At 63.8% G+C, this 14889-nt stretch carries 17 protein-coding genes; 4 read left to right on the forward strand and 13 right to left on the reverse strand.

All coding sequences use genetic code 11. The annotated features are described in order from the left end of the window. The 3 genes from AC0L2O_RS14290 to AC0L2O_RS14300 form a co-directional block, all read right to left on the reverse strand. Positions 1 to 1110, reverse strand: coding sequence for a cyclic nucleotide-gated ion channel (locus AC0L2O_RS14290; RefSeq protein WP_473370167.1), 1110 nt, complete (start codon positions 1108 to 1110; stop codon positions 1 to 3). 133 nt (positions 1111 to 1243) lie between these two features. After that, positions 1244 to 1462, reverse strand: a complete 219-nt coding sequence (locus tag AC0L2O_RS14295) for a hypothetical protein (protein WP_369726617.1) — start codon at positions 1460 to 1462, stop codon at positions 1244 to 1246. Positions 1463 to 1577: 115 nt separating this feature from the next. Then, positions 1578 to 3023, reverse strand: coding sequence for a TAXI family TRAP transporter solute-binding subunit (locus tag AC0L2O_RS14300; RefSeq protein WP_473370168.1), 1446 nt, complete (start codon positions 3021 to 3023; stop codon positions 1578 to 1580). Positions 3024 to 3427: 404 nt separating this feature from the next. Between AC0L2O_RS14300 and AC0L2O_RS14305 the strand changes: the two genes are divergently transcribed. Together AC0L2O_RS14305 and AC0L2O_RS14310 are read left to right on the forward strand one after the other, a co-directional pair. Then, positions 3428 to 3775 carry a DUF3307 domain-containing protein gene (locus tag AC0L2O_RS14305; RefSeq protein WP_473370224.1) on the forward strand — a complete coding sequence of 116 codons (348 nt, stop codon included), beginning with the start codon at positions 3428 to 3430 and terminating at the stop codon, positions 3773 to 3775. A gap of 219 nt (positions 3776 to 3994) precedes the next feature. After that, positions 3995 to 4393, forward strand: a complete 399-nt coding sequence (locus tag AC0L2O_RS14310) for a hypothetical protein (RefSeq protein WP_369720723.1) — start codon at positions 3995 to 3997, stop codon at positions 4391 to 4393. Here the strand turns inward: AC0L2O_RS14310 and AC0L2O_RS14315 are convergent. Both AC0L2O_RS14315 and AC0L2O_RS14320 read right to left on the reverse strand, forming a co-directional pair. Then, positions 4390 to 4713, reverse strand: coding sequence for a YkgJ family cysteine cluster protein (locus tag AC0L2O_RS14315; RefSeq protein WP_473370169.1), 324 nt, complete (start codon positions 4711 to 4713; stop codon positions 4390 to 4392). The two genes, AC0L2O_RS14310 and AC0L2O_RS14315, sit on opposite strands and share 4 nt — an antisense overlap. Before the next feature lie 5 nt (positions 4714 to 4718). Beyond that, positions 4719 to 5417 (reverse strand): helix-turn-helix transcriptional regulator, encoded by a 699-nt coding sequence (locus AC0L2O_RS14320; protein WP_369720725.1) that lies wholly within the window; start codon positions 5415 to 5417, stop codon positions 4719 to 4721. 114 nt (positions 5418 to 5531) lie between these two features. Between AC0L2O_RS14320 and AC0L2O_RS14325 the strand changes: the two genes are divergently transcribed. Together AC0L2O_RS14325 and AC0L2O_RS14330 are read left to right on the forward strand one after the other, a co-directional pair. After that, entirely contained in the window at positions 5532 to 5852 is a 321-nt protein-coding gene (locus AC0L2O_RS14325; RefSeq protein WP_473370170.1) for a hypothetical protein, read from the forward strand. Positions 5853 to 5889: 37 nt separating this feature from the next. Then, complete coding sequence (locus tag AC0L2O_RS14330; RefSeq protein ID WP_473370171.1) at positions 5890 to 6618, forward strand: glutathione S-transferase family protein; 729 nt, start codon at positions 5890 to 5892, stop codon at positions 6616 to 6618. Between the two features lie 279 nt (positions 6619 to 6897). On the opposite strand, the gene AC0L2O_RS14335 is transcribed toward AC0L2O_RS14330, so the two are convergent. The 8 genes from AC0L2O_RS14335 to AC0L2O_RS14370 form a co-directional block, all read right to left on the reverse strand. Further along, positions 6898 to 8049 carry an ABC transporter substrate-binding protein gene (locus AC0L2O_RS14335; protein WP_369720728.1) on the reverse strand — a complete coding sequence of 384 codons (1152 nt, stop codon included), beginning with the start codon at positions 8047 to 8049 and terminating at the stop codon, positions 6898 to 6900. Positions 8050 to 8139: 90 nt separating this feature from the next. Further along, positions 8140 to 8559: an acyl-CoA thioesterase gene (locus AC0L2O_RS14340; protein WP_473370172.1), complete on the reverse strand. Its 420-nt coding sequence runs from the start codon at positions 8557 to 8559 to the stop codon at positions 8140 to 8142. 9 nt (positions 8560 to 8568) lie between these two features. Further along, the gene (locus AC0L2O_RS14345; protein ID WP_473370173.1) at positions 8569 to 9330 is read right to left on the reverse strand and encodes an SDR family NAD(P)-dependent oxidoreductase; all 762 of its coding nucleotides are present in this window, start codon (positions 9328 to 9330) and stop codon (positions 8569 to 8571) included. 25 nt (positions 9331 to 9355) lie between these two features. Beyond that, positions 9356 to 11239 (reverse strand): feruloyl-CoA synthase, encoded by a 1884-nt coding sequence (locus AC0L2O_RS14350; RefSeq protein WP_473370174.1) that lies wholly within the window; start codon positions 11237 to 11239, stop codon positions 9356 to 9358. Next, positions 11236 to 12045 carry a crotonase/enoyl-CoA hydratase family protein gene (locus AC0L2O_RS14355; protein WP_473370175.1) on the reverse strand — a complete coding sequence of 270 codons (810 nt, stop codon included), beginning with the start codon at positions 12043 to 12045 and terminating at the stop codon, positions 11236 to 11238. Before AC0L2O_RS14355 ends, AC0L2O_RS14350 begins: the two co-directional genes overlap by 4 nt. 254 nt (positions 12046 to 12299) lie before the next feature. Next, entirely contained in the window at positions 12300 to 12761 is a 462-nt protein-coding gene (locus tag AC0L2O_RS14360) for a DUF3237 domain-containing protein (RefSeq protein ID WP_473370176.1), read from the reverse strand. Between the two features lie 210 nt (positions 12762 to 12971). Further along, a complete protein-coding gene (locus AC0L2O_RS14365) occupies positions 12972 to 14291 on the reverse strand; it encodes a TRAP transporter large permease (RefSeq protein WP_473370177.1) in 1320 nt (439 codons plus the stop codon). A 2-nt stretch (positions 14292 to 14293) separates the two neighbouring features. Then, a complete protein-coding gene (locus AC0L2O_RS14370) occupies positions 14294 to 14803 on the reverse strand; it encodes a TRAP transporter small permease (RefSeq protein WP_369720734.1) in 510 nt (169 codons plus the stop codon). Positions 14804 to 14889: the final 86 nt, after the last annotated feature.

Below are 14889 nucleotides of genomic sequence, written 5' to 3' on the forward strand. Positions count from 1 at the left end.
CTAGCTGTTTTCGAGCGCGCGGCGCTTGGCCTCGGCGTCGATGGTCTCGGCGAGATCCGGGTGCCGCGCCATCAGCACGCGGAAGTCGACGAGGTCGAGCACGAGGAGCCGCGACACTTTCGTGGTCGAAACGTTGGCGCCGCGCATGTTGTTGCCGAGCAGCGCCATCTCGCCGAAGAAAGCACCATCGCCGAGCTGCACCTTCTTGCCGGGCAGGTCGACCTCGACTTCGCCGTTGGCGATGAAATACATGCAGTCGCCCTGCGCGCCCTTCCGGATGATCATGGTGCGGGCCGGCAGCTCCATGGTGCGCAGCATGTGGGTGACGTCGGCGATGGCCGCGGGGCCAAGAGCTGCGAAGAACGGCACCTTGCTGACGGATTCCCAGGTCTTGAGGAAATTGTCGCGGCGGGTCTCGGCCGCAAATCCGGTCGCCAGAATACCGGTCCACAAGCCGAACACGCCGAGGCCGGAGATCATCACCAGGGCCGCCACCATGCGCCCTAGCGGCGTGACCGGCACGACGTCGCCATAGCCTGTCGTCGTCAGTGTCACGACGGCCCACCACAGTGCGGCGGGGATGCTGCCAAACGTCTGCGGCTGCACGTCCCGCTCCAGAAAATATTCGGCGACGGAGGCGAGGAACACCACCATCAGGAAGATCACGAGCACGCTGAGCAGTGGTCCCGATTCCAGCACGAGCACCCGGCGCAGCTGCCGCAGTCCGGGGATACCCGGCACCACCTTCAGGACCCAGAGCACGCTGAGCAGCCAGGCCGTCTTGGGTTCGGCCCCAAGAATCAGCGCGACCGGCACGGCCAGGGCCCCGACCGTGTCGACCAGTCCGGCGGAGGAGGACATATAGAGCGACAGCCGCCCCGTTCGCGTCATGTGGCGCAGCCGGACCACCCATTCGAACACGAAATAGGCGAGACAGGCCCAGAGCAGGAGATCGACCCAGCGGTGCGCCGTCTCATAGGCCGGGTTGACCGTCAGCAGCACCATGCTGAGCACGCCGATCGTCACCGCCACATAGGCCGCCTTGGTCATGTTGCGGCCGGCCGTGGCGGCCACGAACTGGGCCAGAGCGGGAATCATCGGCTTGGGCATGCGGGATGGCAGCTCGGTCTTGGCTCTTGCGGTCCCGGCTGGGACTTCGGCGCCAAAGTGCCCGCCCGCACCGAGCCCGTCAACGACGAGGCGGCCGCCGGGGGCTGGGCTGACGCGCTAGCGGGCCGAATCGCTATTTGAAATGCGGGGGCTCGTCATAGCCGCGACGGCTGCTGAAAAAGAGCAACAGCATCAAGCCGATACCGACGATTAAGGAGAATCCCGCACCCAGAGCCAATGCGACGTAACCTTCCGTCGGGATCGGGTCGCCCGCGACCGACATTGCCGAATAGGCGAAGTAACCAGCCGCGACCAGCATTCCAAGCAAGATGATGAGAAGGAGCAGACGCATGGCCCGTTCTCCGGTTGTACCGTGAACCAACGGTTGCATGCCCGGACGGTTCCCCGGCCTGGCGGCGGCATTCACCGGCAATGCCGCTGGCCTGGTCGCCAGACCCATCGACAGCTCAGGCACTCTGAGCTGTCTTCACCACCACGACATTGGTGTTGTCGTCCGGGACAGGGGTGGGTTCGGGGGCAGCCTTCTCGGTCTCGGCGGCGTGCCGCTTCAGGTAGCCCCGCCGCATGTCAATCTCATCGCGCACGAATTCATAGCCGAGCTTGAACGTATCGAGCCCGTCGGTGCTGATCGTGCCGTCCCTGAGGCCAATGACCGCGCCACGCAAAATCCCCTCGAGTTCGTCCTGGAGACATTCGAGCTGATCCAGCGAATGGGCGTGCTCGATGCGTTCGCCGATATCGAGGATGGCGGTGGCGAGCTCGCTGGCCTTCTCCGGCGCGATCCGGGTGATCTTGGCGTAGATCGCGGCAAAGATCGAGCCGATGACACTGAGCGCGCCGGCGGCCAGGTACATCAGGTCGCTATACTTATCCATGAACGACTTGGTGTCGTCATTGATGTAGTCGGCAGCTCCCTGATGCGCCATCACGAAAGCATCCTTCTCGACGGAAGCCGGCTCGATGTGCGTCGCGAAGCCGCTGTCGAGCCCGAGCGCGGACTTGTTCTCGTAGACGATGCGCGCGAGGTCGCCGGCGGTGGTCGCCGACATCTTGGATTGCGCGACCAGCAGCCATTCCAGCCCGATCGTATCGAGATCATCGTCAGGAATCTCTGGCGAGGCGGATAGCGTGCCCGCCGTCAGAGTCTCGTCGGAAATCCCGGGGAATTTGCGCGCCAGCGCCTTTGCTTCGTCGATCGCGTTGAGCGTGAAGCCGCCGCGTCGGGCGACCTGCTCATAGGCCTTGTCCCGTACCGCCCTGGAGGCGTGGACGATGGCGATCACCGCGCCAAAACCGCTCGATGGCGCGAACAGCTTGTCCAGGGTAGCGCCCTGCGGCGCCATCTGGATTTTCGCTGCGTCCGGGCCGTCGGGAATGTCGAGAATATTGCGGACGAAGGCAAGCGAGGACTCGGTCTCGGCGACCACTGCGACCTTCTTCTTTTTCAGCTCGGCGAGCGACTTGATCTTCTTGTTGCCGGGACCGAGCAGGAGCACGAGATCGTGCTCGAGGATTGCGAGCGCCCGTGCCCGCAGCGGCACCTTGGCATCAGTGCGCAGGACGGCAAGGTCGGCCTGCTTGCGGTCGAATTGCGTGGTCGCCTTGGCGTTGTCGGGAGTGTTGACGACCTTGATGCGGAATCGCGAGGCGTTGTTCTTCAGCACGGCCGCGAGCTTGGTCGCGAACAGCGCCTCGTCGCTGTTGGGGCTGCCGACGGCAAAGATCAGCGTCTCCGAATTGTGCAGCATGGCCCGGCCGGCCCAGACGGTCGCAAGCGACAGCAGCAGGGTCAGCACGACGTACAGCAGAACCTGCTGCTGATTGGTCTTGATCACCTTGGGACGCCGGGGCGGCGGGAGCTCGGTGGACGAGGTCGGGCCTTCAGCACTCATGGCAGCACTCTGGCCTTATTTCCGGGATGCCGGGCGGCGCGGTATCGCCGGCCGCACGCGCAAGAAAATTCGTAAGCGTCTGAAAAAAGAAAGCTATTTCTCTAGCTGGGGATGATAGCGCTCTGGCAATAGAATGCAAATTCCGCGCCGAAGGTAACCTTTACTCAAGGCGACCCGGACGATGGGTCGTCCTATCACCGTTTAGTCACAGTTGCCGATTTTCCGGTTCCCCCCGGCTGCATTCCGCGGCAGGAGATGTCATAAATCCTCCGTCCGATCGTCTGATCGGCCCAAGAAGAAGTTGCGCTGAACGCTCCATTTTCCTTTCGAAGCCAATGAGGGCGTCAGCTTTGTCGTTTCCACCCATGTCATCGGCGATTCCGGTTGAAGCGCTCATTGGCTGGATGTTGCTGCTCACGTTCAAGCACATCATCGCCGATTTCGTTTTGCAAACCGCCTGGATGGCGCACGGCAAGGACCAGAAGCACGGCTGGGCCCTGCCGCTTTTGGTGCACTGCCTGGTTCACCTTGCGGTTGCGCTGCCGCTGATCCTGATCGTCGCGCCCAGATTCTGGTTCGTGGCGCTGATCGATTTCGCCATCCACATCACGATCGACCGGGCCAAGGGGCTGGTCTCGGCCAATTTCGGCGTCAACCATGAGCATCCCTGGTTCTGGACCCTGATCGGCGTCGACCAGGCGCTGCATCATCTCACCGGCTTTGGCCTCTCGATCTTCATGGCCGCGAACTGAAGGACGGCGGCCCTCTGGGCGTAGGTCATCGTCCATCGGCATCCACATTCTTCGCGCCTTTCGGCTTTCCGTGGATGGCCCGGACAAGCCCGGCCATGACGCCGGGGGCGCGCACTGATTCGCGGCCAGGGCGCAAGCACCCCGGGTAACTACCGGCCGGGGTGGTTAACCTTTCATTAGAGAATTGCACTGCATCTTCGGCATCGAGGGAGAACCGCAATGTTTTCAAGCCGCGACGCCTATGAAAGCGATTTCTGCCCGGTCCGCGACGAACTCCTTGGCGAAATGTATCGCGCCAACGAGAGTGGCCTGCCGAGGCTGGTTGAGACTGTTTCCCCGGACGTCCGCGCCATGCTGGCGCTGTTCTGCTATCGCCGCAGCCATCTGCACTCGCTGGCTGTCGCGATCGCGGCGAGCTGTAGCGAACGCGACCTGATCGAGAACGGCGGCCGCGTTGGCTCGACGCTCTACGCGCTGTCGCGCGAGCGCACCGCCAAATCGTCGCCCTCGCTGTCGGGCGGCCGCAAGCCGATCACGCTGTCGACCAAGCCGCTCTCGGTGCTCGCACCGTTGGAGGACGAGATCGACGACGAGATCACCGAGGCCGTTCCCGCCTAAGCGACCTCGATCACCGGCAGCCCGAATTTGCGGCGCGCCATCGCGCATTCGGCGTCGCCCGGCATGCAGGTGCGGCACACCTCCGGCCGCACTTCGTAGATGCCGCAGGCGGTCTCTTTCCCGATCTCTCCACGCAAGGCCGAGCAGCGATCGCCTTCGCAGCGCATGCCGGATTGCCTTTCGTTGACGAGCTTGTCAGGAATCAACGCGAGCTCCTCGTCGCTCTCGATCGAGAAGCGGGGCCAGTTCGCCGAATAGCCGCAGCACGCGCCGCAGCTCTGGCAGCAGTTCGACACGTCGATGGGGATCGCCTCTTGCATTGTCGTCACGTGTCCTTGGGCGGGCCCCAGACCAGGCTCTGACGCCATTTCGCGCGCAGCACGTCGCGCCGCTCCGGATATCTCTCGTCGAGGTAGGTTGCCTCCACGACGCGATCGGTGCGGAAGCTGCGGAAGTCGCTGCGCAGCTCGCACCAGGCCGCGAGCAGACGCACGGCTTCGAGATAGCCGATCGAAATCGGCCAGATCATTCGCTCGCTGGCGCGGCCCTGTTCGTCGCGATAGCGCAGCATGATCTTCTTGCCCTCGTGGATATGGGTGCGCGTGCGCGCCATATCCAGGCGGTCCGGCTCCCTGTTCCAGCTCGGCCGCGCGCGGCTTGCCGGCTCCAGCACGAAGGGGCGCAGGCGCTCCGGCACCGTGTCGGCGATCTTGGCCATCAAATCTTCGGCCGCGCGGGCCAGCGTTGAATCGGCATGGCCCGCGACCCATTGTGCGCCCAGCACCGCCGCCTCGATCTCGTCGGGTGTCAGCATGAGGGGCGGCAGGTCAAAACCTTTTTCCAGGATGTAGCCCATGCCGGCTTCGCCGCGGATCGGCACGCGCTGGCCCATCAGCGTCGCGATGTCGCGATAGATGGTGCGCTTCGAGGTCTCGAGCTCGGCGGCGATCGCATCCGCGGTCAGCGGTTTGCGGGTGCGCCTCAGCACCTGGATGATCTGAAACAGCCGGTCGGCGCGTCTCATGACAATTCTCTTATCGGTGATCGATTCCAAAAACGTCGCGCGGCTGCTGACAGGATGTTGGCAGCAGGGGAGTTCTATACCGGGGACAACACATCGACTGAAGAGGATTTGTCCATGATCATTCCAACCCGTTTCGGCCCGGTTGGTCCGTTGTGGCCGGCCCAGGCTTTCGACGGCCAGACCTTCAATTTCAAGATCTTCAGGTTCAAGGCGCTCGACGTCAACGCCTGGCAGGCCTGGGCCTTCTGCCGTCTCGTATCCGCTGATCTCATCAGTATCGACCTCCGGGTTACGCTCGTGAGCGTCATGACCCGTTCACTGGTTCAGGCCATGGACGCACTGGTCCACCACGTCATGGGCCGCGCCTGGCGAGGGGCCCGCTTCGCAGAAGATATCACGGCTGCTGCCACCATGGTGGCAGCAGCCCGGCACTAGGTTCCGTCAACTCTTTCCGTCGTTCAGGAGAGCTATCATGATTACGCTTTACGGCTTTGGCGCCGGCTTCGGCCTGCCGGAGATCAGCCCTTTCGTCACCAAGACGGAGGTGCAGCTCAAGATGGCGGAACTGCCGTATCGAAAGGAGCGGGCGATGCCGCCGGCCTCGCCCAAGGGACAATTGCCTTTCATCGACGACGGCGGCGAGGCGGTGGCCGATTCCACGTTCATTCGCGCCCATCTCGAGCGCCGCTACGGCTTCGATTTCGACGCCGGCCTCTCCTTGCCGGAACGCGCGCAGGCCTGGGCGTTCGAGCGCATGATCGAGAGTCACGTCTATTGGGCGCTGGTCGGCGCACGCTGGGTCGATCCAGTGAATTTCGCCAAGGGGCCTGCGCATTTCTTCGATGGCGCGCCGGAACACAATCGCGAGAAGTTGCGTGAGGATGCGCAATTCCGCGTGGCCGAGAATTATCTGCTCTCCGGCCTCGGCCGCCACGGGCCCGATGACGACGTTGATCTCGCCGTGCGCTCGCTGTTCGCACTCTCGGTTCAACTCGGCGACAAGTCTTATCTGATGGGCAACAAGCCCAGCGGTGTCGATGCGACCGCGTTCGGCGCGCTTGCCGGGATTTTGACGCCGTTCTTCGAATCCCGCCTGCGCGAACGTGCCGAGGGATTTCCAAACTTGATCGCCTATGTCGATCGCATGATGGACAGTTACTATCCGGAATTCGCCTGGACGCCGCTGCGGCAGGCGGCGTAGCCGCCAGGCTGCGTGGCGGTTGGTGCATCCGCAGGCTCGCTGCAACCTCTCCCGCTTGCGGGAGAGGTCGGCGCCAAGCGCCGGGTGAGGGCTCTCTCCGCGTTGGTATTTTTTCCGTACGTCCGACAGTCCCCGCGCGGAGGCAACCCTCTCCCCAACCCTCTCCCGCAGGCGGGAGAGGGAGCGCAGCGACATCTGGGCTACAACTCGATCACAAAGACAAAAGCAAAAGAGCCGGCCCCATGGAGCCGGCTCTCGTCTTCGAAATCGTCGCCGCGTTTACCTCACCAGCGCGTACTTGCCGTTCTTCACGGTGAGCAGGATGCGCGAGCGGTCGTCGAGGCCGTAGCGGTCTTTTTCGGTGAAGTTGTAGACGCCCTGGCTCGCCGCCATTTCCTTCTCCGATAGGAGCGCCTGCCGGATCGCCTCGCGGAATTCCGGAGTGCCGGGCTTGGCCGTCTTCAGCGCCACCGGAATGACGCGCTTCAGGATCTCGAAGGCGTCGTAGGAATGGCCGGCGAACTGGCTGCGGCTGTTCGGACCATACTTGCCCTCATAGGCGGTGTTGAGCGCGAGGCCCGGCTTCTTGGTCGCGGCCTCGTCCGGCTGGTCTTCCGGGTCCATCACCGGGCCGGACGCCATCAGCACGCCTTCCGCTGCCTTGCCGGCGATGCGGATGAAATCCATGCTCGCTGCGCCATGGGTCTGGTAGATCAGGCCCTGATAGCCGCGCTCGCGCAGCTCGGTCTGCGGCAGCGCGGCGGCGGTGCCTGAGGCGCCGACCAGGATCGCGTCGGGATTGGCGGCAACGAGCTTCAGCACCTGGCCGGTGACCGACGTGTCGGGCCGTGCGAACCGCTCCTCGTCCACAAGGGTCATGCCCATCGGCACGCCCTGGGCCTTAAAGTCGTTGAACCAGAGGTCGCCATAGGAGTCGGAATAGCCGATATAGCCGACCGTCTTCACGCCCTTCGACTTCATGTGCTGATAGAGCACCTTGCCCATGATCGGAATCGGCTGCGGCATCGCCACCGACCACTTCATGCGTTCCGGCGTGATCGGGAACGGCGCGAGGCCGAAATGCGGAATGCCGGCCTCGTTGGCGACGTTGGAAACCGCGATCGTCGGTGGAGTCAGCGCCGAGCCCATGATGATGTCGGCCTTGGATTCCGTGACGAAGCGGCGGGCGTTGGTGGTCGCGGTGGTGGGATCACCGCCGTCGTCGAGTACGATCACCCTCAGCGGCACGCCGCCGATCTCTTTCGGCACGAACTCCAGCGCATTGCGCTCGGGAATGCCGAGCGCGGCACCGGGGCCGGTCGTGGTGGTGGTGATGCCGATGGTGATTTCATTGGTTTGGGCCAGCGCGGGCAGCGCCGGCAGCGCAAGCGTAGCCGCAGCGATGGCGGCGGTCAGGTAAAAGCGTTTCATTCATTCCTCCCTTGTCGTGTTTCCTTGAAAGCAGAAATCGGGGGGTAATTCAGCCCCCTCTTTTGGCGATGTGGCGATTTAGCTCCAGACCTAACTTCCCGTGAATTTGGCTACCATTTCCGCCGGGAACGGTGCCGATTTCAGCTTGTCGGGGCTAACGGGATCGCGCCCGACCAGGACGCGGGTCTCGAAACCCTCAATCGCGAGATCCTCGCCCTTATAGACATTGTGCTTCACCTCGAAGCTCGAGCGCTTGATGCTCTCGATCTTCGTCTCGATGGTGATCCAGTCGCCATAGGTCGAGGGGATGTAGAACTTGGCCCGCGTGTCGACCATCGGAATCCCCACCAGACCATACTTGCGGACCAGGTCCTGCTTCGAGAACCCGGCCACCTCGAACAGAGTCGAGGTGGAATCATCGAACATCGCGAAATAGCGCGGGTAGTAGACGATGTTGGCGGGGTCGCAATCGCCCCACTGGATCTGGACCTCGCGCCGGTTCACGAACATGTATCGGGCCTATTTCGGCGCCATGCGCAGCGAGCCGTCAAGCCGGACCACTTCGCCGTTCAGATACGAATTCTCGACCATGTGCAGGGCGAGCGCGGCGAACTCGTCCGCGTGGCCGAGCCGGCGCGGGAAGGGGATCGCTGCGGCGAGCGAGTCCTGGGCTTCCTGCGGCAGGTTGGCGAGCAGGGGCGTGAGAAACAGGCCCGGCGCAATTGTCAGCACACGGACACCGAATTGCGCGAGCTCGCGCGCGATCGGCAGTGTCATGCCGACAATGCCGCCCTTGGAGGCCGAATAGGCCGACTGGCCGATCTGGCCGTCATAGGCGGCGACGGACGCCGTGTTGATGATGACGCCGCGCTCGCCGGTCGCCTGCGGCTCGAGCTTCGACATCTCGGTTGCGGCGAGACGCAGCATATTGAAGGTGCCGATTAGATTGACCTTGATCACCTTGTCGAAATCGGCGAGGGCCATCGGCCCGTCGCGGCCGACGACCCGCTTGGCGACGCCGATGCCGGCGCAGTTGACCAGCACGCGTGCCGGGCCATGGGCTTTCGCGGCCTGCGCGATCGCAGCTTCAGCGGACGCGGCGTCGGAGACGTCGCAGGTCACGGCTACGCCCTTGATCTCGGCGGCAACACTTTCCGCGAGCTTGGCATTGAGGTCGAAGACCGCGACCCTGGCGCCCTGTGCCGCCAGCTTCCGCGCGGTCGCCGCGCCGAGTCCCGATGCACCGCCGGTGACGATGGCTGCCTGATCCTTCAACAACATGGCGTTCTCCTGATGCGATGGTTTCTTACCCGACCGATATCACACGGTCCGAGGGATTGGCAGCGTAGAGCTCGTCGATCAATGCCGCGCGATGTTCCAGCACCGCGCGCTGGTTGATCGAGCCCTTGTCGGTGACCTCGCCTTTGTCGATCGAGAGCGGCGTGTCCAGCAGGATCGCGCGCGTGATCCGGGTCGACGAGCCGGTGGCCGAGGCAAGGAACTGCGTCAGGCGCTCGCGGAAGGCGTCGCGCACCAGCCGGTCGCGGGCCGTGACGGCGAGATTGTCGGCCGGCAGCGTCGGGTTGATCAGCCGGCAGCCATCGAGATCGAGCAGCACGAGCGCGGAGACCTCGTCGCGATTGATGCCGGCGATGACGACGTCGCGCACCAGCGGCGCACAGCCTGCGACGAAACGCGCGCGCAACGGGCCGACGCTGACCCAGGTGCCGCTCGCAAGCTTGAAATCCTCACCGATGCGGCCGTCGAAATCGAAGCCGGCATTGAGATCATTGGGGTCGGCGGGCTTGAGCGCGTCGCCGAGCTTGTAGAAGCCTTCCTCGTCAAAGGAGTTTGCCGTGATCTCGGGCTGGCGCCAGTAGCCGGGCATGACGTTCGGCCCCTTGCAGCGCACTTCCAGCTTGCCGTTGTTCGGCACCAGCTTTGCGTCGTTCCCTGATACGGGTAGGCCGACATGACCGGAACGGCTGGTGCGCGGGTTGACCGACATGAAGAACGGCGCGGTTTCGGTCGCCCCTAAGCCGGTCAGCATCGGCACGCGATAGCCCTTCTCCTTAACCGCGAGCTCGTCGAGGCTGTCCCAGACGAACGGCGAGAGCGCCGCGCCGGAGAAGAACATCGCGTGCAGCCGGTCGAAGAACTTGGCGCGCAGGCCCTGGTCGTCGCGCAGATAGGGCAGCAGCGACTCGTAACCCTTGGGCACGTTGAAATACACCGTCGGCGAAATCTCCTGGAGATTGCGCACGGTTTCCTCGATGCCGCCGGGCATCGGCTTGCCGGCATCGAGATACATCGAGCCGCCATTGTAGAGCGTCAGCCCGATATTGTGGTTGCCGCCAAAGGTGTGATTCCAGGGCAGCCAGTCGATGATGACGGGCGGTTCGTCCTTGAGGAAGGCGAGCGTCTCGCGCAGCATCACCTGGTTGGCGCAGATCATGCGCTGGGTGTTGATGACCGCCTTGGGATTGCCGGTCGAGCCCGAGGTCAGCAGGAATTTTGCGATGGTGTCGGGGCCGATCCTGCCGTGGACGTCGTCGAGATCGCCGCGGACCGGCGCCGCCATCAGGTCGGCGAGCAAGGTGACGTCGCGGCCCGGTACGCTGCCGTAGGACGCCGCGATCTCGGTGCCGAGCGAGACGTTGGCGGCAAGCGCGTCGGCGAATCTGTCGGCGTTCTCGGCGAAGACGAGGCCGGGCGTCAGCAGCTTTATCAAATAAGACAGCTTGCCGTAGTCCTTTGACACCAGCGAATAGGCCGGCGACACCGGGCAGAACGGAATGCCGGCATAGAACGCGCCGAAGGCCAGCAGCGCGTGGTCGATCGAATTGCCGGAGAGAATCACGACCGGCCGCTCCGTCGACAGCCCGCGCTGGATCAGGCTCGAGGCAATGTGCCGGGTCGCGGTGAGCAGCTCCGCATAGGTGATCTTGCGCCAGCCGCGGCCGCCTTCGCGCTCCGCCATGAAGACGCGGTCGGGCGTGGTCGTTGCCCAATGGTGCAGGCGGTCGGTAATGCGAACGGGATAGTTGCCGAGCGGCTGTTTTGGCCGCAGGTAAATCGTGCCGTCGTCGCGCCGCTCGATGCTGACGGCGGGATCGCCGAACGAGATCGGCCGCAGCGGAGAAGGGCTCGCACCGCGCTCTGTGCTGGAAGAGGACGGCTGTGCGTTCATGACTTCGGCTTTACCTTGGCGGTCTTGTGTTCGAGAAACTCGCGGATCCTGCGCTTTGCTTCCTTGTCGCTCTGCGCCACCGTCGCCATCAGCGATTCCATCAAGAGGCCGGTCTGCGGATTGGCCTCTGCGATCATCGGGAGTGCCTGGAGCACGGCGAAGTTCGTCAGCGGCGCGTTGGAGGCCACCTTGGTCGCGAGCTCCAGCGCCTTGCTGAGGCCGTTGCCGGCCTCGGTGACGTATTGCGCAAAGCCGTACGAGGCGCCCTCGGTCGCGGAATAGACGCGCCCGGTCAGCATCATGTCCATCATCCGGGCGACGCCGATCAGCCGCGGCAGCCGTACCGAGCCGCCGCCACCGACGAAGATGCCGCGTTGTCCCTCGGGCAAGGCAAAGTAGGTCGAAGGCTCGGCAACGCGAATATGAGCGGAGCAGGCAAGCTCCAGCCCACCGCCGATCACGGCGCCTTTCAGCGCAGCGATCACCGGCACGCGGCTGTACTGGATGCGGTCGAACACCCGGTGCCACATCTGCGAATGCAGGAGGCCGCCCGTGGCGTCATGGTCCTGGAGTTCCGACAAATCGAGGCCGGAGGAGAAATGATCGCCGATGCCGTGGATGACGACCGCGCCGATTTCCTCGGGGAGGGAGGCAAAGCACTCGCCGATTTCCAGGATGATGCCGTCGTTGAGCGCATTGCGCTTGGCCGGCCGGTTCAGACTCACGGTCAAGACCCGGTCCACCCGCTCGATCCTCAACAGCCCGGAGGCGCCCGCGTCAGCGGTCTCGGCGTTTCCCTGTGTCATTTGCGTCCTTGTCAGAATAGTTATGTTGTATAACGAATTTTGGGGGAGTCAAGGAGGGGAATAGCGCTGGGGATGGCTTCGGCGGCCCTTCCCGGCTGGCCCCTGCGCCGGTGGTCAGGGCAGGAGCGCGTTGTGATGCGCGGTAGTCGCCACATCCTCCGTCATTGCGAGCCCAGCGAAGCAAATCCAGAATCTTTCTGCGGAGGGGCTCTGGATTGCTTCGCTTCGCTCGCAATGACGAGGTGGCAGCCGCGTCACATCACCTGGTGCACGTCAATCACCACGCGATCCGCGTGCCGGGCGGCGGAGGCAACGAAGATGTGCTCCATCAGCCAGCGATACTTCTCATGCCCCGTCTCGAACTTCGGCACGGTGCGGAAATAAATCAGCTTCGGGTCCACCGGCTCGCCGCGCTTCAGCTTTTGCAGCAGGTCGACCGGGCCGAAGCGGATGCCTTTGTTCTCGACATATACAGTCGCACCGTCGTCGGTCTCAAAGGCGTATCTCGCCTCGAGATCGATCAGCTCGTTGGGGCGGATGGTCTGAAAGTCGGCGCCGAACGGCAGCACTTTTCCGATGATCGCGCCTTTCACCTCGCCGCCGATGATCGGAATGATCCGGCGAACGCCGATGCCGGTCTCGCCGGCGGTGACGACCTCGCCGATTTTTGCGGTGACGGTGAAGACGTATTTGGTCTCAAGCGTCGGTGTGGTCATCGCTTCACCTCCTATCTGTCGAGCTAGCACCGGCGCCCTTCCTTCTCCCCTTGTGGGAGAAGGTGGCGCGAAGCGCCGGATGAGGGGTCTCTGTCGACGAGCGAGTCCGCGGAGAGAGACCCCTCACCCGTCTCGCCGCTGCGCGGCGAGCCACCCTCTCCCACAAGGGGAGAGGGGACGACAGTGCGTCGCGTAGCAGCCATTGCATTCTCAATGCGCCATCATCCGCGTTGGCAGCCATGTCGCCAGCAGCGGGAAGGCGATCAGGATCACCAATCGCACCAGGTCCGTTGCCACGAACGGGATCACGCCCTTGAAGATGGTGGAGAACGAGACGTCCTTCACCACGCTCTTGATGACAAAGACATTCATGCCGACCGGCGGATGGATCAGGCCGAGCTCGACCGTCATCACGATGATGACGCCAAACCAGATCGGGTCAAAGCCAAGATGCGTGATCACGGGGAAGATGATCGGCACCGTGAGGATGATCATCGCCATCGCGTCCATCAGGCAGCCGAGCACCAGATACATCACCATGATCAGCGCCAGCACGCCGTAGGGACCGAGGCCGAGGCCGGTCAGGAATTCCGTCACCTTCTGCGGCGTCTGCGTCACCGTCAGGAAGTAACCGAAGATCAACGCGCCGATCAGCACGGTGAACACCGCGGCCGCGGTGCGCGTTGCCTGGAGCAGCGATGCAAAAACCTTCTCGCGGTCGAGCCGGCCTGTGGCCACCCCGATGATGAAGGCGCCGGTGGCGCCGACGCCGCCGGCCTCCGTCGGCGTGAAGCGCGGCAGGAACGGCAGGCCGTAGAGGCCGCCGATCACGAAGACGAACAGCAGCACCGGCGCCCAGATCTCCTTCAACCCGGCAAGGCGCTCGCGCCACGGCAGCACCTTGCCCTTGGGCAGGAAGTCGGGCCGGAGATAGCCGATCAGGAAGATCGTGATCATGTACATGGTCATCGCCAGCAGACCGGGGATGATGCCGGCGATGAAGAGCTTGCCGATGTCCTGCTCGGTGATGATGCCGTAGACCGCAAGCACGGTGGAGGGCGGCAGCATCGCACCCAGCGTGCCTCCCGCCGCGATCACGCCGGTGGCGAACGACTGCGGATAACCGAAGCGGCGCATCTCGGGATAAGCAACCGCGGAGAAGGTCGCGGCGGTTGCCACCGACGAGCCGCAGATTGCGGCAAAGCCGCCGCAGGCGCCGACAGTGGCGATGCCGAGCCCGCCGCGGAAATGCCCGACGAAGCCGTTGGCGGCGCGGAACAGCTCGCGGCTCATGCCGGAATTGCTGACGAAGGAGCCCATCAGCAAGAACATCGGGATCACGCCGAAGGTGTAGTCGGTGACCGTGCGCATCGAGGTCTGGCCGACCAGCTTCAACGCCGGTGTGGCGCCGACCAGATAGGTGAATCCGGAGACGCCGACGAGCCCCATCGCCATGCCGACGGGCACGCGCAGCAGCATCAGGACAAATAGGGAAACGAAGCCGAGAACGGCGACGGCATCGGTGCTCATGATTACTCCGTCGCCTTCAGCTTGGGGTCGAGCATCTCTTCGGGATGGAAGATCAGCCGGTAAGTGCGGATCGCGATCAGCAGCACCGCGGAGACGTCGCCGATCCAGGCGATCGCGAAGAACGGCCATGTCGGCATGTGCATGTCGAAGGTCTGGACGTTGTCGTTGTAGGTGCCGCGCACCTTGTCGAACAACGTCCAGGTCTGCACGGTCACGACGAACAGCAGCACCAGGGTCGCGAACACGTCGATCCAGCGCTGATAGCGCGGTCCGACATTGCCCCAGACCAGGTCGACCGTGATGTGCGTACCGCGATACGAGGTCGCGGCGATGCCCCAGAAAATGAGGATGCCGAGCAGCATGCGGCCGATGTCGAAGCTGTCGGGGATCGAATAGTTCAGCGTATTACGCAGCAGCACCGACAGGAAGATGTCGAGCGCGACGATGCCGACGAAGCCGGCCGCGATCCATTCGATCGCATCGATAAAGCGATCCATCCAGACGCGCTTCATGGAAGATCCTTCCAACGAGTTCGAGGTGCGCCCGCGAATGAGGTGCGCTCCCTCCCCCGCTTGCGGGGGAGGGCTGGGGAGAGGGT

The sequence above is a fragment of the Bradyrhizobium sp. Kon10 genome, assembly GCF_055807395.1.